Genomic DNA, 25650 nt, shown 5'->3' with positions numbered 1-25650 from the left:
CCGGCCCATAATCGGTCAACTTGTTGTTGGCCCCGAGCACAAGGAGAAATCCGGATGCGAAAGATTATCCCCATCATCGCCGCCTCGTTGGCTGCCGCCTTCGCCCTCACCGCTTGCGGTGGTTCCGCCGAGCCCCTCCCGGCGTCGAGCACCAGCAAGACCGCAGCCAACCCGACCGAGACCTCGACGGAGGTGACCACCGTCAAGGTCGGCGCCAGCCCGGTCCCGCACGCCCAGATCCTGGAGTTCATCCAGCAGAACCTCGCGGCAGACGCCGGCATCACCATCGAGGTGACAGAGTTCACCGACTACGTTCTGCCGAACGAGGCCCTCGCCGGCGGCGACATCGACGCCAACTACTTCCAGCACCTCCCCTACCTCGAGGAGGAGATCGCAACGAAGGGCTACGAGTTCGAGCACGGTGCGGGCGTCCACATCGAGCCGCTCTCCCTGTTCTCGTCCAAGCACGCCTCCGCGGCGGAGGTCCCCGATGGCGGTGTGATCGCCATCACCAACGACGTGTCCAATCAGAACCGCGGCCTGAAACTGCTGGAGAGCGCCGGCCTGCTGACCGGCGTCGCGGCGGACTCGACGGTGCTCACCCTGACCGCCGAGCAGAACCCGAAGGGTCTGACCTTCGAGGAGAACCAGCCCGAGGTGATCGTGCAGCTGGTCGACGACCCGAAGGTCGACGCCGCCGTGGTGAACTCGAACTTCATCCTGTCCGCAGGCCTGAACACCAACGACGCCATCGCGCGCGAGACGGTCGAGGGCAACCCCTACGCCAACATCCTCGTGTGGCGGAAGGACAACACCAACGCGGCTGTGGCCAAGCTCGAGGAGCTGCTGCACTCCCCGGAGGTCGCCGAGTTCATCAAGACGACGTGGCCCTCGGGCGACGTCATCCCCGGCTGATCTACCCACGCGAAGGGCCGTCCCGCTCCGCGGGGCGGCCCTTCGCGTTGCCGACCTACCAGGACACCTGACCCGGATAGAGTGGGGCCATGAAGCCCGCAGTCGTCTTCGACCTCGACGGGACGCTCGCCGACACCGTCCCCGTCATCGCCCACCACATCGCCGAGACCATCACGAGCTTCGGCACGTTGGTGCGGCCCGAGGACGTGGTGCCCTATATCGGGCGGCCGTTGGAGGTCGCACTGGCCGGGTTGACGGAGCTCCCCGAGGACGACCCCCGCATCGAGGAGATCATCACGGCCTACCGCATCCGCTGGCGCAGCGCCGTCGATCTCCACGGCGAGACGCTGCTGCTCCCTGGCGCGCGGGCCTTGCTGCGGCGCCTGCGCGAGGCGGGCCTCGCCGTCGGGGTGGTCACCGCGAAGACACACGCGATCGCCGACCATCTCTTGGTCTCCATGGGAATCCGCGATCTGGTCGACGTGCTCGTCGGCACCGACGAGGTGCCGCGCGGCAAGCCTGCACCCGACTCGGCGCTGCTCGCGTTGGACCTCCTGGGCGTGACTGCCGCCGACACCTGGTACGTCGGCGACGCGCTGTCCGACGTCGCCATGGCCCTCGCGGCGGGCATGCGCCCTCTCGGGGTCACCACCGGCGCATGCTCCGAGGAGCAGCTGCGAGAGGCAGGCGCCGAACTCGTCGTCTCGTCGCCTGAGCAGGTCGCCGCGATCATCCTCGGAGCTTAGGCCACTAGCCTGCGCTGGAAGGCGCCCTCCACGAGGTAAGGGCGGAAACCGAGCGCCTCGTTGACGTCGAGCATGTAGCGGTTCTCCTCCGCGTTCCAGGTCAAGATCGCCTCGGCGTCCGGGGAGGCCTCGCGCACCTGGATCAGGTTCGCGGCCTTGACTAGCATCCCGAGGCGGCGGCCGCGGTGCTCGGGCAGCACGATCGTGTCGCCCTGACCCACGAGCCCCTCGGGGTTCGAACGGTCGCGGGTCAACTCGCTCAGGGCGACGACCGCACCCGTCGGCCGGTGACGCGCGGCCGTGCGCCAGATCCGCACCGTGGGGAGGTACCTTTCCTCCTCCTCTCGCACGCGCGCGGCATCCCAGTTCGCCTCGGCGACCACGAGACCGCCGGTCGGAGGATCGGTCAGCATGCGCCTCTTCAGCGCGGCGATCCCGTCCAGTAGGTCGTCGGGAGCGGCATCTTCCCAGACGAGGAGCTCGTACTCGTCGCCGGCACGGGCTCGCGCCTCCGCGAGCGCGTCGCGCGGGTCGACGAGCGGCGCGGCGAAGTCGTAGCGGCTCACCCGCTCGACCTGCTCGAGCACGAACCCGTACGCCTGGGCCATCCGCACCCCGGGATGCTCTGCCGGCACCCCACCCACTCCCGTCTCCGGGGCCAACTGCTCGCCGGTCGGCAGCGGCGTCTCCAGCCAGGCGTTGAGCCGCGCAAGTCCCGCGTCACAGACCGCCGTCTCCAGGCGCGCAGCAAGCCGACGCCCGACCCCGGCCCCGCGGGCCTCAGGCGCGACATAGACGATGACGCTGCCCGCCTCGGGGTCGTCGCGGACGTTGATCCGCAACGTCGCGTAGCCGAGGGCCGCGGCGTCGCTGTAAGCGAGGAAGCGCTCCACCCGGATGTCGTTCTCGGCGGCCCGGGACTGCGCAAGGTTGGTCTCCGCAGACACGTCCCACCCGGGGCCTCCGAGCAGCTCGTGGTTCCACCGGGTGAGCAGCTCCTGGTATGCCTGCCAGTGCGGGTCGCCGTGGTGGTCGGGGAGCGGGAGTTCGTGGATGTGAAGCATGAGCTTGTCCTGAAGGTTCGTCGTCACCCGAACGCTACTGTGGCGTCATGAGGATCGCCACGTGGAACGTGAACTCGGTCAAGCAGCGGGTTCCCCGGTTGCTGCCCTGGCTTGAGCAGCGGCGCCCGGATGTGGTGTGTCTGCAGGAGACCAAGCTCACGACGGAGGCGTTCGACACGCTCCTCGCGGCACCGCTGGCCGACCTCGGGTACGAGGCCGTTAGCCACGGCCAGGGGCAGTGGAACGGTGTCGCGCTGCTGTCCCGCGTGGGCCTCGACGATGTCGAACGCGGCTTTCCCGGCCAGCCCGACTACGACGGCCGCGCGGAGGCGCGAGCCATCAGTGCGACCTGCGCCGGCGTCCGCGTGCACAGCCTGTACGTGCCGAACGGCCGCGAGCCGGGCAGCGAGCATTACGCCTACAAGCTGGCATGGTTGACCGCTCTCCGCGACGCCGTCGCCGCAGGTCCTGCCGACGTCGCCCTGTGCGGCGACATCAACATCGCCCCTGCGGACGCCGACGTCTTCGACCCGGCCGCGTATGTCGGCCACACGCACGTCACCGAGCCGGAGCGGGCCGCGGTGGCCGCGTTCATCGATGCAGGGCTGAGCGACGTCGTCCGCGACCGTTGGCCGGACAAGCGGGTGTTCTCCTACTGGGACTACCGGGCCGGCATGTTCCACCAGGACCTCGGCATGCGGATCGACCTGATCCTGGCTTCGGCACCCGTGGCGGCGCGGGTGCAGGCGGCCTGGGTGGACCGCGCGGCGCGCAAGGGCGCCGGCCCTTCGGACCATGCCCCGGTGATCGTCGACCTCGACCTCGCGCCCGACGGCGACATCGGCCCCGTCGTGCCGCCGCCGTCGGCTCCTCGGCGCGGGGCGCGCGGCGTCAAGCTCCCGCAGTCGCGGTAGCGCCTTCCAGCACGTGCGAGGCCCTCACTCGGCCAGCGGCCCGAGGAGGAAGGAAGCGAGTTCACTCGCCGGCCGCGCCTGGCCGGCGTGCTGCGCGGTGAACGCGGCGGTGGCGTCGGTGCCACACAGGGGCAGGATGCGATGGGAGCCGCCCGGGTGCTGGCCGATCCATTCGGTGAGGTCGTAGACATTCCCGTCGATCGCCGCCCAGCAGGACGCCTCGGTGTTGTGCGCCGCGACGTCGTCCATGGTGTACCCGGTCGCTCCGCGGGGGTCGACTCCGTCGGCGCGGCCTGGGAACCGGTCGGTTCCGGGGTGTCCGACGGCGCGGGCGTCGCCGGGTCGGTGGCCGGTGCCGCGGTTGGCGTGGCTCCGACTCCGCCCCACACGGCGGTGGCTCCGGAATGCCCGGTCAGGACCGTGAGGCCGAGGACAACGACGGCGACCGCCGCGGAGATCCATCCCATCGTCGACTGAGCGGTTGTCGCCTGATCCGCAGGCACTTTGCGCACCCGCAACAGCCACGGGCCGACGACGACCACGAGGGCGATCGAGCTGACGACCAGCGCGGTGCCCAACGCCTGATGGGTCGCGGGCAGCCCGACTCGGGCGGCGAGCGCGTTGCCGGACAGCATCGCCCCGACGGCGCCGAGAGCGGCGACGACGGCGAACACGAGGACCAGGCCGGCGTACCGGGGCCGCCACGCCGGCCGCGCGGCGAGCGCGATGACGCCCAGGGCCACGAGCGGCAGCAGCACGACCGGGAGGTGTACGAGCAACGGATGGACCGGCAGGCCGAGGAGCTCATCAAACATGGAGGGAGACTACGGACGAACCCTGTGCGTTGGCTGTGAGTTCTACTGAGGCAGTTGGAGCGGGCGACGGGAATCGAACCCGCGTATCGAGCTTGGGAAGCTAGCGCTCTGCCATTGAGCTACGCCCGCGTGCCGACAAGGTTAGCAGCTTCCCAGGGCGGGGCGCATTCGCTGGGTATGGTGGACGCGTGGACAGCGTGGGGGCCCCAGTTGAGCGTGACACGCGCGCCATCACGCGGCTCGCGATGGCGCACGACGCCTCCCACTTCCTCCTCACCCCGGCCGAGGTGGCCCGACCCGTCGACGTAGAGGAGGTCGCGGCGCTGATCGTCGATGCCGCCAGCCGACGGCGCCCGCTCACCTTCCGCGCGGGCGGCACGAGCCTGACCGGGCAGGCGGTCACCGACGGAACGCTGGTCGACGTCGGCGGCGGCTTCGATGACATCGAGATCCTCGACGACGGACTCCGCATCCGCGCGGGTTCCGGCGCCACCCTCGCCGCCGTCAACGCCGCCCTGGCACCCCACGGCCGACGGCTCGGACCCGACCCGTCGAGCGCCGTCGCCTGCACGATCGGCGGAATCATCGCCAACAACTCCGCAGGAATCCTCAGCGGCATCGCCCAGAGCAGCTACCACACCGTCGAGTCCATGGTGTTCGTGCTGCCCAGCGGACGCATCATCGACACCGCCGACCCCACCGCCGACATGACGCTCCGCCTCGAAGAGACCGAACTCGTCGGCGGGCTGCACATGCTGCGGAAGCGCCTGCGCACCAACCCGGACTCGATCCGCGACATCAACCGGCTGTTCGGCATGAAGAACACCATGGGCTACGGCATCAACGCGCTCCTGGAGTACCACCGCCCCGTCGACATCATCCGGCACCTCCTTGTCGGCAGTGAGGGCACGCTGGCGTTCATCGCGGAAGCCACGTTCCGCACCGTGCCCGTCCCCGACCGCGTCGCCGCGGCGCTCGTCCTCTTCCCCGACCCCCAAGCCGCTGCCACCGCGTCGGCCACCCTCCTCGACCTCACTCCGGAGGCGCTGGAACTGATGGACGTTGCCTGTCTGCGCGTCCTCCAGCATGACCCGTCCGCGCCCGCATTCCTCCGCAACGCCACCCTGACGACGGAGGCGGCGCTGCTGATCGAACTGCATGACATCGGCCCGGCGACGTTGTCGCAGCGCATCACCGTGACGAAGGACCGCCTCGCGAAGCTCACAACGGTCGCGACCACCGGGTTCCTCACCGAGCCGCAGCAGTTGAGCACCCTCGTCGCGCTGCGCCGCGGCCTGTACGCGCGGGTCGCGGGCGGGCGCCCTTCGGGCGTGACGACGCTCATGGAAGACATCTGCGTGCCGCTCGACAGCTTCTCCGCCACGCTCGCCGACCTCGACAAGCTGTTCGACAAGCACGGCTACGGCATCCCGAACGTCCCGCTCTTCGGGCATGCGAAGGACGGCAACATCCACTTCCTGCTCAGCGAGGACTTCAGCCAGACCGTTGGCCTGCTGCGCTACCGCAAGTTCACCCGTGACCTCGTCCGCACCGTCCTACGGCGCGGCGGCGTGCTCAAGGCCGAGCACGGCACCGGGCGAGCGATGGCGCCGTTCGTCCATGCCCAGTACGGGGACGAGCTGCACGAGGTAATGCTCGCCATCAAGCATCTCCTCGACCCCGTCGGCGTGCTCAACCCCGGCGTCCTCATCTCCGACGACCCTGGCGAGCACCTGCGCAACCTCAAGCTGATGCCGCAGATCAGGCCGGAGCTCAACGGCTGCATCGAGTGCGGCTACTGCGAGACCCGCACCCACCGCGTCGCGCTCACGCCCCGGCAGCAGATCGTGCTGCAGCGCGAACTCGTCGCCCGTCGCGACGACGAGGCCCTCGTCGCCGCCGTCGCCGCCGACTACGAGGCCTATCCCGTCGAGCGGCCGTCCGTCGACGGCCATGGCGCGGACTGCCCGCTGGGCATCGACACCGACGACGTCGACCTCCTCCCGCGCGCCGACAGGCCGGGGAGGCTCCTGCGCAGGAAGGGCACCCGGGCGGCAGCGATCGCGCTCGCGGGGGCCGCGGTCGCCGCGGTGGGATCGGCGGTGCGACGCCTCCGTCGGCGCGGTCAGGGCTCCCCCTGAACCGCCCCGGAAAGGGCTCTCGGGCCGATGCGCCGCGCCGCCCCCGGACCTAGACTCGGCCTATGGCTTCCGAATCGACCCGACTTGAGGCGCTTCGCTGCGCCGATCACGACCGCGAACTCGTCGCCCAGGTGTTGAACAACGCCTACACGGAGGGTCGGATCACCTTCGAGGAGCACGCCGACCGGATCGCGAAGGCCTACGATGCCCGCACCTTCGGCGACCTGAATGTCCTGACCACCGACCTGGTGCCCCGCACCCGCCCCGCAGCGTCTGGCCCCGCGCCCCTCATCGCTCCCGCTGTCGCCACCGTTCCCGGCTACCTACCCGCGGTCTCGGACTTCACGGGCGGCAACGCGTTCATGTCGAGCTTCAAGCCGGGAGCTGTGGGCATCATAGCGCCGGAGGTCACACTCAACGCGTGGCTGGGCGATGTGAGGATCGACCTCGTCGGCGCGACGTTCGCGTCCCGCGTTACCACCGTCAACGTCGGCGGTCTGATGTGCGAGCTCCGCATCCGCGTACCTGAGGGGGTCGACGTGAACCTCTCCGGCGTCAACGCCATCATGAGCGACGCAAAGGTCGACGGGCTGCGCCCGCGCCCGGACGGCATGGTGCTCAACCTGCAGGGCACCGTCGTGATGGGCGACGTCAAGGTGCTGGGCCCAGGTGTCGCGAACCAACGAAAGTATGAGAAGTTTGTGAGGTGACCGACACCGCTGGCCCCACCCCCCTCGACGATCTGTTCGCGCCGCCCGGGGTGGCGTGGCGGCGGCTGCACCCCAACTATCTGCGGATGAAGCTCTGGCTCATCCCCATCACCTGGACCATCCTTTTCGGCATCGGCGTCGCCGCCCTGTACCTCTTCGGTCCCTCGTGGTCGCCGTGGCTGCTGGCCGCGGTCGCCGTCCCCTGGATCGTGTGGCGCATGGTTCGCGCGCCGCGCGTGTTCCGACGGTGGGGATACGCCGAGCGCGACGAGGACGTCTACCTCACCAGCGGCCTGTGGCGGCGCCACCTGCAGTGCGTCCCCTACGGCCGGATGCAGCTGGTCGAGGTGCATTCCGGGCCCATCGATCGCCGGTTCGGGCTGGCCTCGGTCGAGATGGTGACATCCTCGACCAGCGGCACGATCACCATTCCCGGCCTCGCCGCCGACGACGCCGCCGCCCTTCGGGACCGCCTGATCAGCCGCGGCGAGCAGCAGCAGGCGGGGATCTAGTGGAGGCGAAAGTCGTCGAGCGCCCGAGCCCGCTGACAGGTCTCGCGCGCGCCGCGATCTCGCTCGGCGCCGGCGCCTTCCTCGTGATCCGCGAGATGACGGAGAGCGGCGGGCTCGACGGGTTGAGTGGCAGCACGCTGTGGATCGGGCTCGGCCTGCTCGCCGTCGCGACGATCGCCGGCATCAGCGGCCTGCTGACCTGGCGCACCACCACGTTCATCGCCGACGACGACGAGTTCCGCATCGAGCGGCGCCTCATCTCCCAGACGTCGACGAGGATCGACTACACGAAGGTGCAGTCCGTCGACCTCACCCAGCCACTCGCCGCGCGGATCCTCGGCCTGGCGAAGGTCCACATCGACGTCGGCGGCGCGGGCGGCCAGGACCTCGTCTATCTCTCGCTCGCGCGAGCCGAGGCACTCCGCGCGCACCTGATCGCCAAGGCGCGGAGCCACCGGGCGACGGCCGCGCCGTCGGCCCCGGAGGGGGCGGCGGGAGCGCTTCCCGAGGGCGACCTCCCTGAGAGCATCCTTTCCGAGGGCGAGGTTCGGGACGCCGCGGCCCCGGGCGGTGAGCCCCTCTCCACGTCCCCGCCCGCCGGCCTCGATGGAGGCGGGATCTCGCAGGCGCCGGAGGAGCTCGTCGTCGCGATCCCGCCGCGGAACCTCCTCCTCGGCACGTTCTTCTCCACCGCGACCCTGTGGGCGCTGGCAGGCGCGGGCATCGTGCTCGCCATCTCGTTCCTCACCCACACCACCTTCACGAAGTGGGCCGCGATCATCGGCATCGTCGGCTGGGCCTGGCGACAGACCGGCGGAAACTGGGGCTTCCGCATGACACGGCAGGACGGCGCCCTCCGCGTACGTCGCGGCGCGCTGAGCACCAAGTCGCAGAGCCTGCGCCCCAGCCGGATCCAGGCCATCGCCATCCGGCAGGACATCCTGCATCGCGTCACCGGCCTGTACCAGATGAGCGTCACGGTGCTCGGCTACGGCAACCCCATCGAGGACGAGGACCATGCCACCAACGCGGTTCTCCTCCCCTACGGCACCTGGGAAGACGTCCTGCGGGTCCTGGACGCGATCTGGCCGGAGGTCGACCTGTCGCAGATCACGCCGCACCCACAACCTGAGCGCGCGCGCTGGCTCACCCCGCTCACGTTCGACACCCACACCTGGGGCATCGGCGAGCACGTGATCGTCGCGCAGCACGGTCTGCTCACCCAGACCCGCTCGATCGTCCCGCACCGCCGGATGCAGTCGGCGAGCATCAGCCAGGGCCCACTGCAGCGTCGGTTGGGCCTTGCCAGCATCGAGATCCACACCACCACCGGCCCGGTGAACCTCGAGATCTACCACCTGGATGCCGCGATCGCCAGGCAGGTACTGGAGGATCAGGTCTCGCTGGCTCGCGCGGCTCGCGCCGTCGCTCCCTGATTTCCGGGGTTCCGCGCAGCGCAGGGAACCCGTGGCCGCTAGGCTTCGCTTTCATGAGCATTCTTCTCGGCATCGACGTTGGTGGCTCGGGCGTCAAGGGCGCGCCCGTTGACCTGGAGGCGGGCGAGTTCGCCAAGCCGCGGCTTCGCATCCCGACGCCCGCGGAGTCGACCCCCAGCAACGTCGCTGACGTCATCGCGGAGATCATTGCGGAGTTCGCCGACGACATCGGCGACACCCCCGTCGGCCTGACCATCCCTGCCCCCGTTGTGCACGGCCGGGTCCCGTTCATCGCGAACCTGCACCAGGACTGGGCCGGCTTGCAGGCCGACGAGTTCTTCTCTGACCGCCTCGGCCGCGAGATCACGCTGGTCAACGACGCCGATGCCGCGGGCCTCGCCGAGGTGCATTTCGGCGCCGCGCAGGGCCACCCGGGCCTTGTCGTGCTCACCACGCTCGGCACCGGCATCGGTTCCGCGATCATCTACCGCGGCGTCCTCCTGCCCAACTCCGAACTCGGGCATCTGGAGATCGACGGCTACGACGCCGAGAAGCGCGCCGCGTCGTCCGCAAAGGACCGGGAGGCCCTGACCTACGAGAAGTGGGCGACGAAGCGGCTGCAGCGCTACTACAGCCATGTCGAGATGCTGCTGTCACCTGACCTGTTCGTCGTCGGCGGCGGCGTGTCGAAGGACTGGGACAAGTTCGGTCCCCTGCTGGAGCTGAACACCGAGATCATCCCGGCGAAGCTCCGCAACAAGGCGGGCATCATCGGCGCCGCGCTTGCCGCGAAGGACTTGGCCGAGCACCCCGACCCGCTGCACAAATAGCGGCGTTACATCCGGTCGGGGGCGTCGATCCCGAGCAGGTCGAGGCCCTTGGCCAGGACGCGCTTCGTCGCGGCACAGAGCGCGAGCCGGGAGGCGCGGACATCGCCCTCCGACTTCAGCACCGGGCACGCCTCGTAGAACGACGCAAGCGTGCCCGCCAGCTCGTACAGGTACCCGCACAGCTTGTGCGGCGTGAGCTGCGCCGCAACCTCGTCGACGACGTCGCCGAAGCCGCTCAACTGCAGCGCGAGCTGCTGCTCGACCGGTTCCTCCAGCACGGTGACGGCGCCGTAGCCGAGACCCTGCTCCTCCGCGTTGCGGAGGATCCGTGACGCGCGGGCGTGCGCGTACTGCAGGTAGGGGCCGGTGTCGCCGGTGGTCTTGACCATCCGCTCGGCGTTGAAGACGTAGTCCTTCTGCAGGCCGCTGCTCAGGTCCGAGTACTTGATGGCCGCGAGCGCGATGTTCGGCGCCGCCTCCTCCTCGGCCGCGTCGAGCAGCGACTCCAGCGTGGCCGCCGAGCCGTCGCGCGTCTTGAACGGCTTGCCGTCGTTGCCGAGGACCATGCCGTAGCCGACGTGCTGGGCCACGACGTCGTCGGGCAGGAAGCCCGCCTTCCGGGCAGCGGCGAAGATCTCCGCGAAGTGGCCGGCCTGGCGGGCGTCGGTGACGTAGATGATGCGGTCGGCGTGCAGCACGCCCACTCGGCGGCGGATCGCGGCCAGGTCGGTCGTCGCGTAGCCGTAGCCGCCGTCCGACTTGCGCACGATCAGCGGCGCGTCGAAGCCGTCGACGAACACGCACAGCGCGCCCTGGTCCTCCACGGCCACACCGGAGGCCTCCAACTCCTCCACCAGCACGGGGAGGTCGTCGTTGTACGTCGACTCGCCCGCGAGGTCGTCGTCGGTCAGCAGCACGCCGAGCCGCCGGTAGGCCTCGTTGAACGCCGGCTTGGAGATGTCGACGAGCTGGCGCCAGATGGTCAGCGACTGCTCGTCGCCGCCTTGGAACAGCGCAACCCGGGCGCGCGCACGGGCGGCGAACTCCTCGTCGGCGCGGAACCTGGTCGACGCCCGCTTGTAGAGCGCGTCGGCCTCCGGCAGCGTCAGCGTCCCGGCGTCGAGGCCCTCGTCGAGCACCTCCTCGACCAGCATGCCGAACTGGGTGCCCCAGTCGCCGATGTGGTTCTGCGGGATGACCGTGTGGCCGATCGCAGTGAGGACGCGGTTGAAGCAGTCGCCGATGATCGTGGTGCGCAGGTGCCCGACGTGCATCTGCTTCGCCACGTTCGGCGCCGAGTAGTCGATGACGACGCGCTGCGGGAACGCGACGATGTTGATGCCGCCGTCGGGGTCTTCGAGCAGCGCGGTCGCCGCCGCGGCGAGAACGTCGGTGCGCATGCGGAAGTTGATGAACCCGGGCCCCGCGATCTCGAGCGGCTCGCACAGGTCGTCGAGGTCCAGCTGGGCGACGATGTCCGCGGCCACCTCGCGCGGCGGCCGTCCCTGCTGCTTCGCCAGGCGCAGCGCGACATTCGACTGGAAGTGCCCGAACTGCGGCTTGGTGGCCGGGCGCATCTCCGGGTCGACGTCGGTGAGCGCGCGCAACCGGGCATCGAGAAGGGCGGGGAGTGACTGCATGCGCGCCATTCTGGCACTCCCGGGAGTCGCCCCCCAAGCCGGCTAGAGCGCGTCCACCGCCGCGCGCTCAATGGCAAGGCCGGCACGGTAGCGCGTCATGAAGCGATCGAAGCCTTCGACGTCGGTCTGCGCGGGCTCGAGGGTCACGACATCGGCGTCGGCGAAGACCGCACCGGCGAGCCACTCGGCGAGCGATCCCTCACCGATGCGGAGGTACTGCGCGAGCAGCGCCATGCCCCAGGCGCCGCCCTCGCCCGCGAGGTCGCCGACGGAGACCGGGGTGTTCATGGCGGCCGCGAGGAAGCCCTGCGCGACGCCCTTCGTCTTGAAAAGGCCGCCGTGGGCGAACATCGAGTCAAGCTGCACGCCCTCATCCTTCAGCAGGACGTCCATGCCGACGCGGAGCGCGCCGAGCGACGCAAAGAGGTGCGTGCGCGTGAAGTTGGCCAGCGTGAACCGGCTCTCGGGCGTGCGCACGAACAGCGGGCGCCCGGCCTCCATGCCGACGACGTGCTCGCCGGCCAGGTAGTTGTAGGCGAGCATGCCGCCGCCGTCGGCGTCGCCGTCGAGGGCCGACCGATAGAGGGTCTCGAACAGCGTGTTGGTGTCGACCGCCGCGCCGAGCGCCGCGGCGACCTCGCCGAACAACGAAACCCAGGCGCTGAGGTCGACGGTGCCGTTGTTGCAGTGCGCCATGGCGACGAGGTCGCCGGCGGGCGTGGTGACGAGGTCGATCTCCTCGTGCAGCCTGCGCAACGGGCCCTCGAGGACGACCATCGCGAAGATCGACGTGCCAGCGGACACGTTGGCGGTGCGGCGGGCGACGGAGTTCGTCGCCACCATGCCGGTGCCGGCGTCGCCCTCCGGAGGCGCCATGGGAATGCCCGTCTGGAGGCGGCCGGTGGGGTCGAGCAGCGCCGCGCCCTCCGCGGTCAGCGCACCCGCCTGCTGGCCCGCGGGCAGCACCGTGGGGAGCAGTGCGCCGAGATGCCACGGGTAGCCGCGATCGGCAACAAGCTCGTCGAACTGCGCGAGCATGCGCTCGTCGAAGCTGCCGGTCGCGACGTCGATCGGGAACATGCCGCTGGCGTCGCCGACACCCAGCACGCGCTCGCCGGAAAGCCGCCAGTGGACGTACCCGGCCAGCGTGGTGAGGAACGCGATGTCGGCCACGTGTGGCTCGTCGGCGAGGACGGCCTGGTAGAGGTGCGCGACGCTCCACCGTTGAGGGATGTTGTGCTGGAAAAGCGGCGTGAGGACGGCCGACGCCTCGGCGGTAAGCGTGTTCTGCCAGGTGCGGAACGGCACAAGGAGGGCACCGTCGGCCCCGAAGGCGAGGTAGCCGTGCATCATCGCGGAGAAGCCCAGCGCGCCGACGCGTTCCAGGACGACACCGGTGGCCGACTCGACGTTCGCGGCGAGTTCCGCGTACGCCGCGCGCAGGCCCGTCCAGACGGCGTCGAGGTCGTAGGTCCAGACGCCGCTCTCCAGTTTCGAGGCCCACTCGTAACCGCCGGTGGCGATGGGCTGCTGATCGGGCCCGATCAGCACCGCTTTGATGCGTGTCGAGCCGAACTCGATGCCCAACGACGTGTCCGCGTTCTGAACCGCCTCGCGCGCTGCCTGATCCACGATGACCTCCACAGTCCGACCCGCGCGGTCGCGCGGCGTTCACGGGAGAAGCCTACCGGAATGAGAACGGTCACATACATGCGGCCCGACGATCCGGCGTCGGCGGGCTACTGGTCTGTCGCACCTAGGTGCCGATCAGGACGCGGCGTCAGGCGGGATGAGCGACAAGGCGGAGGAGGGAGCCATAGCAGGACACGAGAAGGTCAGCGCGCGGTGCACCGGGACGACGGCGGCGGCCGCCCATCCCTGGGGCCGACACGAGGACGGATAGCTGATCGGGCGGTTGCTCTCGTCCGTGCCGAACCCGCCGAACAGCTCGGGCGCACGCGACTCGAACGCGTCCGCCGCGCGCACCAGCTGGCGGGCCAGCTCCTGCGCCGGCGCCGTGAGCCCCGCGCGAAGCATCCCCTCGATCGCGACGGCGGTGTCGTGCACCCAGACGCTTCCGCAGTGGTAGGACAGCGGCCAGTACGCCGCCTCGTCGGAGGCCATGGTGCGCAGCCCGAAGCCGGACGCGAAGCGCGGCTCGAGCAGCAGTTCGGCGAGCGCGGACTCCTCGTCGGCACTCAGCAGCGTCGTTCCGATGAGCTGGCCGATGTTGGAGGTCTTGGAGTCAACGGGGACGCCTGCGCCGTCGAGCGCGACCGCGGGGAACCGGTCGCCGTCGCGCTCCACCCAGAACGCCGCGCGGAAACGGACCCGCATGGCCTCGGCCCACTCGCGCCAGGGGGCGCCGTCGCCGTCGAACGCGTCGAGCAGCGCCGCGGCCGACTCTGCAGCGAGGCAAGCCTGGGCCTGAACCTCCGCCAAGGCGATGGGGGCCGCGGCGATCGCACCGTCGCGGAAGCGGATGGAGTCGCCGGAATCCTTCCAACCCTGGTTCGCGAGGCCGTGCCCGGTGGTGTCGATGTACTTGAGGAAGCCCGAGTCGTCGGGGCAGCTGTCGTCGCGCAGCCAGCCCAGCGCGGCATGCAGCGCGGGAAGGAGCGCGCGGACCTCATCGTCGGGGAGCCCGGCGCACCAGGCGTCGTGCAGCAGGATGATCCAAAGCCCGGTCGCATCGATGGTGCCGTAGTACACCGGCGGCAGCGCTAGCCCCTCCCCCGGGAGCGTGAAAGCACCCGCCCGCACCTCGTGCAGGATCTTGCCGGGCTGCTCGGCGGTTGCGTCGTCGGTCTTCGTGCCCTGCCGCGCGGCCAGCGTGCGCAGCGTGGCTGCGGCGAGGCTCGTCGAGACGGGAAGCAGGAACCGCGCGGCGATGAGCGAGTCGCGGCCGAAGAGGGTCAGGAACCAGGGCGCACCAGCCGCGACGAACGGGCCGTCGCCGGCGTCGAGGAGGAGGGCGCGGCAGTCGGCGAGCGCCTGGGCAGCCCAGCGGTCGAGGGCGGCGTCGCCGCTGGGCGCGACCCTCTGCGCGTCCGGGACCACGGCGTCCCCTGCGCGACATGGACACCCTCTCCGCCGTTCCCTTCGCGGGTAGTTCGATGACCGTCGAAACGGTGGCGAGGCTTCCCGTGAGCGAGAGCTCGGCCCCGCGCGCGGACAGTCGGACCTCGCGGACGCCGTCGCTGGCTCGGACCTCGCCGTCAGTCATGGTCACGTCGACGACGACCGGCCGGCGACGCCCCTCCTTGATGGCCTGCATCTCCGCGAACTCGATGCAGAAGGCGAGTTCGAGGGGAACGTGCACGACCTCGGTCAGCCCGTTGACCACGCGCAGCCGTTCCCCTACGAGGCCGGGCTCGACCGTACGCCGCCACTCCACGAGCACCCGCGGGTCGGCGGTGTGATCGTCGACGCTGCGGGCGAGGCCACGCACGATGAGCCGGCCCGGCTCGGTCGCCACCCCGGCCACCTCGATCGGCAGGCCGTCGACACGCAGCTCCGCGGACCGGATGAGGCGCCAGTCGGCGTGGTAGAGCCCGTGGATGGGGCGCGACCAGTAGTCGCCGCTCCGTCCTGACCAGACTTGCGTGGGCGCGACGAGGACGACGGTCTCGTCGTTGAGGAAGGGCTGCTGGCCTTCGCCGGTAACGCTCATGCCACCTCAGTTTCGCGATCAGGGGTTCACATTGGGGTGGCTTTACGCTAGCGTGTTTCTTAGATCGATCCAAGAGCCAGTGGAGGCCAAAGTTAGATCGATCTAAGGACTCAGGAGGTATCGGTGGCCGTCACCCTCGCCCACGTCGCCGCGCTCGCCGGAGTTTCGCCCCAAACGGTGAGCAACTCCATCAGCAACCCCGACATCGTCAAGGACACGACCCTCACCCGCGTCCGGGCGGCCATCGACGAGCTGGGCTACACCCACAACGTCCGGGCCCGGATGCTGCGGCAGCAGCGCACCGGCAACATCGGGTTGCGAATGCGCCCCACGAGCGACAACGTCGCGGGCGTCCTCATCGACCGTCTGCTGCACGAGCTCAGCGCGCGGCAGCTGCCTATGACAAGCACGTGCTGCTCCTCCCCGCCGAGACCGACGACGAGGAGGTCCGCACCATCGAGCGTCTCACCGCCCAGAGCCTCGTCGACGAGTTCGTGCTGACCGACACGCACCAGAACGACGACCGCATCGAGGCGCTCTCCTCTCAGGGCCTCCGCTTCGTCGCCTTCGGCCGACCCTGGGGCAGCGAGGAGACCGCCCCCCACTCCTGGGTCGACGTCGACGGTCGCCGCGGCACCGCCGAGGCGACCCTCGAGCTGATCGAACGCGGCTTCCGCCGCATCGGGTTCTTCGGCTGGCCCGAGGGCTCGGCCACCGGTGATGACCGCCGCGGCGGATGGGCCGACGTCGTCCGCACCGAGCTCGGCTACTCCGACGACGACATCGCCGCCCTCAACGCCGTCTCCGAGGACCACATCTCGCTCGCCATCGACACCGCCCCCACGCTGCTCGCCGCCGGGGCCGACGCCGTGGTCTGCGCCTCGGACTCCCTCGCCGTCGGCATGGTGGCAGCGGTCCGCACCAGCGGGCTCAGCGTCCCCATCGTCGGCTTCGACAACACGCCGCTCGCCGCGAGCTTCGGCTTCAGCAGCGTCGACCAGGACCTCGCACGTGTCGCGAAACGGATCCTGGCCGCGCTCGACAACCCGGGCGAGACCCGCCGGGGTCTCATCCCACCCCGCCTGATCGTCAGGCACGACCCGCGTTGGGGCTTCCCCATCGCACCCCACAGGGCATAGCCCCGCAATGAAAGGACGCATCATGAAATCCACGAAGACGCTTGCCGCGGCTGCCCTGGCCGGCGCCGTCGCGCTCGGCCTCGCCGCCTGCGGGCGGCCGCCCCCGCCCCGGCCTCCGGGCTGCGGCCCGGGTCGCTCACCATCCTGATCGGGTCGTCAGGCGACGCCGAGACCACCGCCGTCCAGGCCGCCGCCGACGCCTGGGCCGCGACGGCGAACGCCACCGTCAAGGTGATCCCGGCCTCGGATCTGAACCAAGAGCTCGCGCAGGGCTTCGCGGGCGACGCGGCGCCCGACCTGTTCTACATGAGCTGGGACCAGTTCCAGACCTACGCCAGCGACGGCTACCTGGAGCCCTACGCGCAGAACCTGCCCAACGCGGGCGACTTCTACCAGTCGCTCAAGGACACCTTCACCTTCGACGGCGAGTTCATCTGCGCACCGAAGGACTTCTCCACGCTGGGCCTCGTCATCAACACCGACCTCTGGGCGGCCGCCGGCCTGACCGACGCCGACCTGCCGAAGACCTGGGACGACCTGCATGCCGTCGCCAAGAAGCTCTCCGTCGACGGCGCAGCCGGCCTCGCGATGGGCGCCGAGTACGCCCGAGTCGGCGTGTTCATGGCCCAGGCGGGCGGCGGGCTCATGAAGGACGGAACGGTCACCGCGAACTCGCCCGAGAACATCGCGGCGCTCGACTTCGTGAAGTCGATGCTGGACGACGGCTCGCTGAAGTGGCCCGCCGACCTCGGTGCAGGCTGGGGTGGCGAGGCGTTCGGCAACGCCAAGGCCGCCATGGTGATCGAAGGCCCGTGGATCGCGGGCGCGCTCAAGAACGACTTCCCTGATGTCAAGTACCAGGTCATCGAGCTGCCCGCCGGACCTGGCGGCAAGGGCACCTTCACGTTCTCCAACTGCTGGGGCATCGCCGAGGGCCAGAAGACGGCCGCCACGGCCCAGAAGCTCGTCGAGTTCCTCACCTCCGACGAGCAGCAGCTGAAGTTCTCCGACGCGTTCGGCGTCATCCCGTCGACGACGGGCGCAGCCGCCACCTACGCGGAGAAGTTCCCGGAGAACCAGGCGTTCGTGGCCGGCGCCGACTACGCCACCACCCCCGTCGCATTCAAGGGCGCCTCCGACGTCGTCGGCGAGCTCAACAACGCCATCACCACGCTGGCCTCCGCGGACTCGAAGGCCGTGCTCGACAAAGTCCAGACCCAGCTCGAGGCCGCGCTCAAGTCGGCCCAAGGCTAGGGAAAGTGACCGGAACCCAGGTGGCTCCCGCGGCACGCCGCGGCCGCGGGAGCCTCACCCGGAGAGAGGGTGCGGCGGGCTGGCTGTTCGTGGCGCCGGCCATCGTGATCATCGGGGTCTTCCTGATCGCGCCGATCCTGTTGGCGCTCTGGGTGTCGTTCACGAACTGGAACGGCCGGTTCTCCCCCATCAACAACCCTCGGGTCGACTTCATCGGCCTCGACAACTACGCGAAGATCATCACCGAAGACGGGCTGACCCGTGAGCTGTTCGGCCGCTCGATCCGCAACAACGTCTACTACGTGGTCTTCGTCGTGCCGCTGCAGACCGCGCTGGCGCTGTTCCTCGCCATCCAGGTGAATCGACGGCTGCTGCGCGCGAAGGGCTTCTTCCGGACGGCGTTCTACTTCCCCTCGGTGACATCGTCGATCGCGATCACGGGCGTTTTCCTCTTCCTCTTCCAGGCCAGCGGCGCGGTCAACGCGGTCCTCAAGTGGTTCTCCATCAACGGCCCGAACTGGTTCGCCGACCCCTCAGGCGTCCTGCACAAGGTGTACGGGTTCTTCGGGGTGAAGGCCGCCCCGTCGGGCTGGGATCAGGCGGGTTTCCTCGGTGTCACGCCATGGGACTGGGTGGGCGGCCCTTCGGTGGCGCAGACAGTGCTCATCGCGATGGCGGTGTTCACGACGTCGGGCACGTTCATGCTGCTGTTCCTCGCGGGTCTGCAGAGCATCGGCGGCGAGGTAGGCGAGGCGGCCGTGATGGACGGCGCCACTCCGGGGCAGACGTTCTGGCACGTCACGCTGCCGATGCTGCGTCCGACGCTGTTCACCGTCCTGACGCTCGGGCTTATCGGCACCTGGCAGGTGTTCGACCAGGTGTACCTGACGCGCGGCACGCCCGCGGCGCCGACGCTGACCAGCCCGGCGTTCCTGGCGTACGACCAGGCCTTCAGCAGCAACCGGCCGGGGATCGCCGCGGCGATCGCGTTCGTGCTTTTCTTGATCATCATCGTCATGACGATGATCCAGCGGCTCGCGCTGGCCGACCGTGACCCGTCCGGTTTCGGACGCTCGAAGCGAACGGGGGCCAAGCGATGAAGCAGCGGTTGACCGCCGGCCTGATCGCCGGTTACGCGGTGCTGATCGCGCTCGCGGCGATGTACCTCTACCCCTTCCTGATCGCGGTGATGGGGTCCTTCAAGACGGACGCGGAGGCCACGAACAACCCGCTCGCGCTCATCCCTTCGCCGTTCACCGTCGCCGCGTACGAGCGGCTGTTCTTCGGCACCGACCTGCCCCGCTGGGCGATGAACTCTGTGGTGATCGCCGTCATCGTCACGGTGTCGCGGGTGTTCTTCAACTCGCTCGCCGGGTATGCGCTGTCGCGGCTTCCTTTCCGCGGCAGGTCGGTGGTGTTCAGCGTCTTCATCGCGGTGCTCGCCGTGCCTTCGGTGGTGCTGATGGTGCCGCGCTTCCTTGTCATCAAGGAGCTGGGCATGTTCGACACGTACTTCGGCATGATCCTGCCGCTGCTCGTCGACGCGGCAGGCATCTTCATCATGAAACAGTTCTTCGACTCGATCCCCGCCTCCATCGAGGAGGCAGCGCGGATCGACGGCGCGGGCGTGTTCCGGCGGTTCTGGTCCGTGACGCTGCCAATGGCCACGCCCGCGCTGATAACTCTCACGATCCTGTCTTTCCAGGGTTCGTGGAACGAGTTCGCGCACTTCATCATCTCGCGCCAGAGCCCAGAGCTGCACACGCTCACGACGGGCGTCGGCGCTCTGGTGTCCGGCCAGCTCGGCTCGGGCAATCAGTTCCCGCTGAAGCTCGCCGCCGCGGTCTTGATGACGATCCCCGTCGCGATCCTGTTCTTCATCTTCCAGCGCAGGATCATGTCGACGACCGAGGGCGCAGAGAAGGGGTAAGACGAGCCCCGTCGCACGCCTGGGGGGGTACGAGCGCACGGGGCCCGGGAGGCCGGGAACTCCGACGGGGTTCCCGGCCTTTCCGTGTGCCCATCCACGGACCGACCAGACGTGTGCATTGCACTCATTGAGGCATCATCATCGTCACGTTGCGATAGCTTTCGGAACCTTCTTGTGCATCGCACCAATCGGTCCCTCCCTCGGAGCCTTCTGGCGCCGTCGACGCCTACGGTCATCGCACCGCGTGACGTAGGCGTCACACGGCGGCACACCCAGGAGGGACAGAATGAGGAAAATCGCCCTGATCGCGGCGTCGATCGCGCTAGCCGCGACTGCGGCCTGCACACCCCCGCAGGCGAGCGGACCGGCCAACACCGCGGACGAGGAGACCGGAACGCTCCGCGTCTGGCTCTTCTCCGAGGTCAACCAGGCTCCCAAGGAGAAGATCGTCGGTGAGGCGGTCAGCCAGTTCGAGGCCTCCCACAGCGGTGTCAAGGTGGACGTGCAGTACATCCCGGTCGACACCCGGTCCGAGCGGTTCCGCGCGGCCTTCAACGACCCGTCGTCGGCACCCGACGTCGCGGAGTTCGGCAACACCGACCTCGCCGGCTATGTCGACGCCGGGGGCCTCGCCGACCTGACGTCGCTCATCTCGGGCTGGGACGAAGGCAAGGACCTGGATCCCGCCGCGCTCGAGACCACCAAGATCGACGGCGTCAGCTACGCCGTGCCGTGGTACGTCGGCGTCCGGGCTCTCTTCTACCGCACCGACGTCTTCGAGGAGCTCGGCCTGAAGGCGCCAACGACGCTGGCCGAGATCGAGCAGTCGGCGCTGGCCATCCGCGCGGCAGACAAGGAGATGGTCGGCATCTCCACCGGCGGCGCCGCGCAGTTCGCCTACATGCCCTACCTCTGGGCTCACGGCGGCGAGCTCGCCGTGCAGAGCGACGGCGCGTGGAAGTCCGGGCTCGACTCCGCCGAGTCCAAGGCCGGGCTCGCCGCGTACACGCGCCTGATCTCCGACGACATCTGCCCTCCTGCGACCTGCGCGGAGTGGGGCGGCAACGCCTCCGTCGCCCAGTTCGTCGCCGGTGGCGCCGGCATGACGATCGGCGGCAACTTCAACGTGGCGGCCGTCGACGAGTCCGAGATCGGCGACTCCTACGCGATCATCCCCCTGCCCGGGGTCGAGGCCGGCACCATCGCCCCCGCGTTCGCCGGGGGCAATCATCTCGGCGTCTTCAAGTCCAGCCAGCGCGCAACGCTCGCCGGCGACTTCGTGAAGCTGCTCGCGGGCAAGGAATACCAGGCCAAGATGTTCGATGCGATGGGCAACCTGCCCACGTTCGTGGACGTGCAGTCCACTGTCGCCTCGTCCAACCCGGAGATGGCACCGTTCATCGAGACGATCGCCGCCGGCACCAAGTTCGTGCCGGTCACGGCGGCCTGGAACACCATCGACGCGCAGGGCGTGATCCCTGGCCTGATCCAGAGCGTCGTCACCGGGGCGGCCGACGTCGAGGCCTCCTCCGCGCAGGCAGCCGCCACCATGAACGACGTGTTCGCGGGGCAGTGACGTGACGACCCCATCGGCACAGGGGGTGGGCGGGGTCCTCTCGCCCACTCCCCGGGCAGGGCGGCCACGGAGCCGCCGCTCCGGGTCCCCGATGGAGCCATGGCTCTATCTGGTTCCGGCCATCGCGGTGCTTGGCGCCCTGCTCGTCTACCCGCTGTATCAGCTGGTCGTCATCTCCCTCTACGACTACCGGCAGGCGCAGGTCTCGGGCAACGCGCCGCTGAACTTCATCGGCCTCGGCAACTATGCCAAGCTGCTCGGCGACCCGAAGTTCTGGCAGGTGCTGCAGAACACCGTCGGCTTCGCGGCCGTCCTGGTCGTCGTCACGATCCTGGTGGGCGGCGGTCTGGCGGTACTCGCCACCCGGCTGAGGCCCTGGGTGCGCAACGTCCTCTTCTTTGCGTCGCTGGGAGCCTGGGCGACACCGGCCATGACCGGCTCCGCGGTGTGGATGTTCCTTTTCGACCCCACCCTCGGCCTTGTCAACAAGCTGCTGGTCGGGCTCGGGTTCGAGCAGTTCTTCGGCCACTCCTGGACCTACGACAAGTTCTCGGCCTTCGCTCTCGTCGGCGCCGAGGTGGCCTGGTGTTCCTTCCCGTTCGTCATGGTGACGCTGTACGCGGGAATCATCGGCGTTCCGACCGAGGTGATCGAGGCGGCCCGTCTCGACGGCGCCAGCACCTGGCAGCTGGTCTGGCAGGTCATCGTTCCCCTGCTCCGGCCGATGATCATCGTCGTGACCATCCAGTCGATCATCTGGGACTTCAAGCTCTTCACCCAGATCTACGTGATGACGAACGGGGGCGGCATCAACGGCCAGAACCTCGTGTTGAACGTGTACTCCTACCAGCAGGCCTTCGCGTCCTCGCTGTACGGGCAGGGCGCCGCAATCGGCGTCGTGATGACCCTGCTCCTCTTGCTGATCACCATGGTCTACCTCCGGGTGCAACGACGGTCTGGAGACTTCATATGAGCACCGCCACCTCGCGCCGACGTCTCCGCCCCGGCTCCCTGCTGACCAACGGGATCGGCATCGCCGCCGCCCTCGCCATCGCCTTCCCGCTCTACTGGATGGTGCTTTCCGCGCTGCGGCCCACCATCGAACTCAACGCGGGCGACGCGACGCCGTGGACGGCACGGCCGTCGTTCGACTCCTTCGTTCGGGTGCTGTCGGTCAACAACTTCTGGCAATACTTCCTGAACTCGGTCATCGTCGCGGTGGTCTCGGTGTTCGGCGCGATCCTCCTGGCCTTCTTCGCGTCCGTCGCCCTCACCCGGTATCAGTTCGCGTGGCGGACGAAGCTGCTGATCATGCTGCTCGTGGCGCAGATGGTGCCGATCGAGGCCCTCACCATCCCGATGTTCTTCATGTTCCGCGGCTTCGGCGAGGTGATCCCCGCCATCGGGCTCAACCATCTCGGCTCGTTGATGGTTGTCCACATCGGGTTCTCGATTCCGTTTGCGGTCTGGATGCTGCGGGGCTTCGTCGCCGCGGTTCCCGTCGAGTTGGAGGAGGCGGCAAAGCTCGACGGCGCCAGCGGCTTCCGCTTCACCTGGTCGATCCTCTTCCCGCTGGTCGCGCCGGGTCTCGTCGCGGTGAGTGTCTTCTCGTTCATCTCGACCTGGAACGACTTCCTCTTCGCGAAGACGTTCATCATCTCCGCGCAGGAGAACCAGACCCTCCCCCTTGCGATCCTGAACTTCTTCAAGCCGGATCAGAACGACTGGGGCGCCATCATGGCAGGGTCTGTCATCATGACCATCCCGGTCTTGGTGTTCTTCGTCGCCGTCCAGCGGCACCTGGTCTCTGGGTTGGCGGGCGCGGTGAAGGGGTAGCCATGACCATGGATGGAGTCGCCGTCGGCGAGGGGCGCAACAGCTCCGCGACGCTGAGAAGGGGAGTCCGGCTGCTGGAGGCGGTGGCCGCCTCGGCCGGCGCAGGCAAGGGAGTCACGGCCACGGAGCTGTCGAAACAGATCTCCGTCCATGTCTCCACGGTGCTCCGGCTCGCGGCGCCATTGATCGAGGCGGAGTTGTTGCGACGCGACGAGCATGGCTGCTTCCACCTGGGCAAGGCGACCCTGCGGCTGGCCAACTCTTACCTGGCGGACATCGACCTGCGCAGCATCGCCGCGGGCGTGTTGGCCGGGTGGAGCTGGCCCGTCCGCGGCGCCACCGCCTCGATCGGCCTGCGGGACGGCACGAACCTCAAGATGCTGGTCCTTGTCCGGGAGCCGGGCAAGGCGCACGTCGAGGTGATCGCCTCCGACGAGAGCCGCCCGCTCTACTGCACCGCCGCGGGCAAGGCGATCCTTTCGGCGGGCGATCCCGCCTGGATCGACCACGTGATCAAGACCGGCCTGGCCGCCGTCACCTCCCGCACGATCACCGACCCCACCGAGCTCCGCAGCGAACTGACGAGGAGCCGCGTGCGGGGTTACTCCATCGAGTATCGCGAGTTCGCTCCCGCGCTCCGGGCGGTCGGCGCACCCGTGTTCGGCGCCTCGGGCCGCGTGCTCGGCGCGATCCAGGTCTCCACCCGCGCGGAGACCCTCACCTCTCACCTCCTTCGACCAACCGCGCAGTCCGCCATCGACGCGGCCCGCGAGATCTCCGCGGCGATGGGCGACATCGCGCCCCGCCGCCCCCATAGAAAGGCCTGACCCGTGTCTTCCCTCCCGTCCTTCGACCTGGTTCCCGCGCCGACAACGGTCCTGCCGGGCGAGCGGTCCTTCATCCTGCCCGACCCGATCGCCATCGACATCGACGGGCGACTGGCCGGCGCGTGGCCGCTGGCCGTCGACATCCTGTCGAGCCGTCTCGGGCTGGTCCCCGGTAGGGCGGTCGACGGCGCCGACCTCACCATCGGCCGCGATCCCGAGCTACCGGCCGACGCCTACCGCCTTCGGGTCTCCCCCTCCCCTTGGCGTTCTCCGGCCGAGGGGGCCGGGCAGGTGGAGATCTCGGCATCGAACGTGGTGGGCGCGGTGAACGCGCTGCGCACGCTGCAACAGCTGATCGGAACGCCGGCCTTCAGGAACGCGCCGCTCGGCGCTCCGGTGACGGTTCCCGAGGTCACTGTCGAGGACGCGCCCCGGTTCGGGCACCGGGGCGTGCTGCTCGACGTCGCGCGCAACTTCCTGCCGAAGGATCAGGTGATGCGGTTCATCGACGTCGCCTCGATGCACAAGCTCAACGTCCTGCAGCTGCACCTGACCGACGATCAGGGGTGGAGGATGGAGGTGCGCGCCTATCCGCGCCTGACCGAGGTCGGGTCGTGGCGCACGGAGTCGCAGGTGGGCTCGTCGCGGTCCACCCTGTACGACGGGCAGCCGCACGGCGGGTTCTACACGCAGGACGACCTCCGTGAGATCGTCGCCTTCGCGCGCACGCGGGGCGTCACGATCGTGCCGGAGATCGACGTCCCCGGACACTCCCAGGCGGCGATGGCCGCATACCGGGAGTTGTCGGCCGCCAACCTCGACCTCCCGGTCTGGACCCGCTGGGGGCTGAATCAGAACGCGCTGGACACCTCCGAGTACGTGCTGGACTTCTACAAGACCGTGCTGGACGAGCTGATGGAGATCTTCGACTCCCCGGTCATCTGCCTCGGCGGCGACGAGGTCGACACCGAGCAGTGGGCCAAGAACGACCGGATCGTGCGCCAAGCGGAGGAGCTGGGGCTTGACGGCGTCGACGAACTGCTCCCCTGGTTCTCCGCGGTGCTGGCCGATCACCTGCGCGTCAACGGGCGGCGGGCCAGCGTCTGGGACGAGGTGGGTGGGGCGCGCGTACCGCGCGACATCATCGTCAACTCCTGGCGAGGCTACCGCGGCGGGCTCGACGCCATGCGCGACGGTCACGACATCGTCGCGTGCCCCGAGCATCAGGTGTTCCTGGATCACCGGGCCGCGCCCGGGCCCGACGAGCCAACGCCCGTCGGGACGGTGCACACCGTCGAGGACGTCTACCAGTTCGAGCCCGTCACCGACGAGACCGCGGAGGCGGCTGCCGAGCCCGGCGCGGGCAGGGTGCTCGGCGCGCAGGCCCAGGTGTGGCGCGAGCAGCTCGCCGATCCCCGGCATACCGACTACGCCACGTACCCGCGCCTCTGCGCCTTCGCCGAGGTCGTCTGGACGGCAAGGGAGGATCGCGACTGGAACGACTTCCGCGCTCGTCTCGACACGCACCTGACCCGGTTGGACGCCGTCGGGGTCGAGTATCGGCCGCTCGACGGCCCCAAGCCGTGGCACCGGCGCCCGCGCATTCCCGGCTATCCGCAGCGGTTCGACGAGTTGGGCAACCTGGTCCCCGCTCCTGATGGGGAGCGCTAGAAGCCAGCCTGACCTCCTGCT

General features: G+C 69.3%; 24 protein-coding genes, 1 tRNA gene and 2 pseudogenes. 19 read left to right on the top strand and 8 right to left on the bottom strand.

Features of this window, described 5'->3' with window-relative positions:
- Positions 1-54: 54 nt before the first annotated feature.
- Both IPJ61_RS16090 and IPJ61_RS16085 read left to right on the top strand, forming a co-directional pair.
- Positions 55-915 (top strand): MetQ/NlpA family ABC transporter substrate-binding protein, encoded by an 861-nt coding sequence (locus IPJ61_RS16090; RefSeq protein ID WP_297109863.1) that lies wholly within the window; start codon positions 55-57, stop codon positions 913-915.
- An 89-nt stretch (positions 916-1004) separates the two neighbouring features.
- Positions 1005-1661, top strand: a complete 657-nt coding sequence (locus tag IPJ61_RS16085) for an HAD family hydrolase (protein ID WP_297109860.1) — start codon at positions 1005-1007, stop codon at positions 1659-1661.
- On the opposite strand, the gene IPJ61_RS16080 is transcribed toward IPJ61_RS16085, so the two are convergent.
- Positions 1658-2752 (bottom strand): GNAT family N-acetyltransferase, encoded by a 1095-nt coding sequence (locus tag IPJ61_RS16080; protein ID WP_297109857.1) that lies wholly within the window; start codon positions 2750-2752, stop codon positions 1658-1660. The genes IPJ61_RS16085 and IPJ61_RS16080 overlap by 4 nt on opposite strands.
- 20 nt (positions 2753-2772) lie before the next feature.
- Between IPJ61_RS16080 and IPJ61_RS16075 the strand changes: the two genes are divergently transcribed.
- Positions 2773-3639 carry an exodeoxyribonuclease III gene (locus IPJ61_RS16075; RefSeq protein WP_297109854.1) on the top strand — a complete coding sequence of 289 codons (867 nt, stop codon included), beginning with the start codon at positions 2773-2775 and terminating at the stop codon, positions 3637-3639.
- Between the two features lie 24 nt (positions 3640-3663).
- Here IPJ61_RS16075 and IPJ61_RS16070 read toward each other — a convergent pair whose 3' ends face one another.
- The 3 genes and pseudogenes from IPJ61_RS16070 to IPJ61_RS16060 all read right to left on the bottom strand — a co-directional run bounded on the left by IPJ61_RS16070 (position 3664) and on the right by IPJ61_RS16060 (position 4583).
- Positions 3664-4026, bottom strand: a complete 363-nt coding sequence (locus tag IPJ61_RS16070; RefSeq protein ID WP_297109851.1) for a cytochrome b5 domain-containing protein — start codon at positions 4024-4026, stop codon at positions 3664-3666.
- 53 nt (positions 4027-4079) lie between these two features.
- Positions 4080-4454: pseudogene (locus IPJ61_RS22310) on the bottom strand (DUF2231 domain-containing protein); the annotation flags it as partial.
- 55 nt (positions 4455-4509) lie between these two features.
- Positions 4510-4583 (bottom strand) — tRNA-Gly (locus tag IPJ61_RS16060).
- Positions 4584-4642: 59 nt separating this feature from the next.
- Here IPJ61_RS16060 and IPJ61_RS16055 point away from each other — a divergent pair.
- The 5 genes from IPJ61_RS16055 (at position 4643) to ppgK (ending at position 10083) form a co-directional block, all read left to right on the top strand.
- Positions 4643-6595, top strand: coding sequence for an FAD-linked oxidase C-terminal domain-containing protein (locus tag IPJ61_RS16055; RefSeq protein ID WP_297109846.1), 1953 nt, complete (start codon positions 4643-4645; stop codon positions 6593-6595).
- Between the two features lie 62 nt (positions 6596-6657).
- Positions 6658-7305 (top strand): DUF1707 SHOCT-like domain-containing protein, encoded by a 648-nt coding sequence (locus tag IPJ61_RS16050; RefSeq protein ID WP_297109843.1) that lies wholly within the window; start codon positions 6658-6660, stop codon positions 7303-7305.
- Complete coding sequence (locus IPJ61_RS16045) at positions 7302-7817, top strand: PH domain-containing protein (RefSeq protein WP_297109840.1); 516 nt, start codon at positions 7302-7304, stop codon at positions 7815-7817. Before IPJ61_RS16050 ends, IPJ61_RS16045 begins: the two co-directional genes overlap by 4 nt.
- On the top strand, positions 7817-9253 hold the full coding sequence (locus IPJ61_RS16040; RefSeq protein WP_297109837.1) for a PH domain-containing protein: 1437 nt from the start codon (positions 7817-7819) through the stop codon (positions 9251-9253). Before IPJ61_RS16045 ends, IPJ61_RS16040 begins: the two co-directional genes overlap by 1 nt.
- 53 nt (positions 9254-9306) lie before the next feature.
- Positions 9307-10083: a polyphosphate--glucose phosphotransferase gene (ppgK, locus tag IPJ61_RS16035; protein ID WP_297109834.1), complete on the top strand. Its 777-nt coding sequence runs from the start codon at positions 9307-9309 to the stop codon at positions 10081-10083.
- A gap of 5 nt (positions 10084-10088) precedes the next feature.
- Here the strand turns inward: ppgK and argS are convergent, their stop codons facing one another.
- From argS to IPJ61_RS22305, 4 genes and pseudogenes are all read right to left on the bottom strand, one after another.
- A complete protein-coding gene (argS, locus tag IPJ61_RS16030; protein ID WP_297109832.1) occupies positions 10089-11723 on the bottom strand; it encodes an arginine--tRNA ligase in 1635 nt (544 codons plus the stop codon).
- 42 nt (positions 11724-11765) lie between these two features.
- Complete coding sequence (locus IPJ61_RS16025; protein ID WP_297109829.1) at positions 11766-13355, bottom strand: xylulokinase; 1590 nt, start codon at positions 13353-13355, stop codon at positions 11766-11768.
- Positions 13356-13490: 135 nt separating this feature from the next.
- Complete coding sequence (locus IPJ61_RS16020; RefSeq protein WP_297109826.1) at positions 13491-14783, bottom strand: amylo-alpha-1,6-glucosidase; 1293 nt, start codon at positions 14781-14783, stop codon at positions 13491-13493.
- A 91-nt stretch (positions 14784-14874) separates the two neighbouring features.
- Positions 14875-15396: pseudogene (locus IPJ61_RS22305) on the bottom strand (glycogen debranching N-terminal domain-containing protein); the annotation flags it as partial.
- 123 nt (positions 15397-15519) lie between these two features.
- On the opposite strand from IPJ61_RS22305, the gene IPJ61_RS16010 reads away from it, so the two are divergent.
- The 11 genes from IPJ61_RS16010 (at position 15520) to IPJ61_RS15960 (ending at position 25629) form a co-directional block, all read left to right on the top strand.
- A complete protein-coding gene (locus IPJ61_RS16010) occupies positions 15520-15897 on the top strand; it encodes a LacI family DNA-binding transcriptional regulator (RefSeq protein WP_297109820.1) in 378 nt (125 codons plus the stop codon).
- Positions 15807-16535 (top strand): substrate-binding domain-containing protein, encoded by a 729-nt coding sequence (locus IPJ61_RS16005; RefSeq protein WP_297109817.1) that lies wholly within the window; start codon positions 15807-15809, stop codon positions 16533-16535. The genes IPJ61_RS16010 and IPJ61_RS16005 overlap by 91 nt, the downstream gene beginning before the upstream one ends.
- 22 nt (positions 16536-16557) lie before the next feature.
- Positions 16558-16683 carry a hypothetical protein gene (locus IPJ61_RS16000; protein ID WP_297109813.1) on the top strand — a complete coding sequence of 42 codons (126 nt, stop codon included), beginning with the start codon at positions 16558-16560 and terminating at the stop codon, positions 16681-16683.
- The gene (locus IPJ61_RS15995) at positions 16656-17789 is read left to right on the top strand and encodes a sugar ABC transporter substrate-binding protein (RefSeq protein WP_366505864.1); all 1134 of its coding nucleotides are present in this window, start codon (positions 16656-16658) and stop codon (positions 17787-17789) included. The genes IPJ61_RS16000 and IPJ61_RS15995 overlap by 28 nt, the downstream gene beginning before the upstream one ends.
- A 5-nt stretch (positions 17790-17794) precedes the next feature.
- Positions 17795-18889 (top strand): carbohydrate ABC transporter permease, encoded by a 1095-nt coding sequence (locus IPJ61_RS15990; RefSeq protein WP_297109810.1) that lies wholly within the window; start codon positions 17795-17797, stop codon positions 18887-18889.
- Positions 18886-19719, top strand: coding sequence for a carbohydrate ABC transporter permease (locus IPJ61_RS15985; protein WP_297109806.1), 834 nt, complete (start codon positions 18886-18888; stop codon positions 19717-19719). Before IPJ61_RS15990 ends, IPJ61_RS15985 begins: the two co-directional genes overlap by 4 nt.
- Positions 19720-20005: 286 nt before the next feature.
- Entirely contained in the window at positions 20006-21295 is a 1290-nt protein-coding gene (locus IPJ61_RS15980) for an extracellular solute-binding protein (RefSeq protein WP_297109804.1), read from the top strand.
- Between the two features lie 91 nt (positions 21296-21386).
- Positions 21387-22268 (top strand): carbohydrate ABC transporter permease, encoded by an 882-nt coding sequence (locus tag IPJ61_RS15975; protein WP_297109801.1) that lies wholly within the window; start codon positions 21387-21389, stop codon positions 22266-22268.
- Positions 22265-23131 (top strand): carbohydrate ABC transporter permease, encoded by an 867-nt coding sequence (locus IPJ61_RS15970; protein ID WP_297109798.1) that lies wholly within the window; start codon positions 22265-22267, stop codon positions 23129-23131. Before IPJ61_RS15975 ends, IPJ61_RS15970 begins: the two co-directional genes overlap by 4 nt.
- A 2-nt stretch (positions 23132-23133) precedes the next feature.
- A complete protein-coding gene (locus IPJ61_RS15965; RefSeq protein ID WP_297109795.1) occupies positions 23134-23958 on the top strand; it encodes an IclR family transcriptional regulator in 825 nt (274 codons plus the stop codon).
- A gap of 3 nt (positions 23959-23961) precedes the next feature.
- A complete protein-coding gene (locus IPJ61_RS15960) occupies positions 23962-25629 on the top strand; it encodes a beta-N-acetylhexosaminidase (RefSeq protein WP_297109792.1) in 1668 nt (555 codons plus the stop codon).
- The last annotated feature ends 21 nt before the right edge of the window (positions 25630-25650 follow it).

This window comes from Tessaracoccus sp. (assembly GCF_016714275.1).
Classification (GTDB): Bacteria; Actinomycetota; Actinomycetes; order Propionibacteriales; family Propionibacteriaceae; genus Arachnia.
This window is presented reverse-complemented; position numbering and strand designations above follow the sequence as displayed.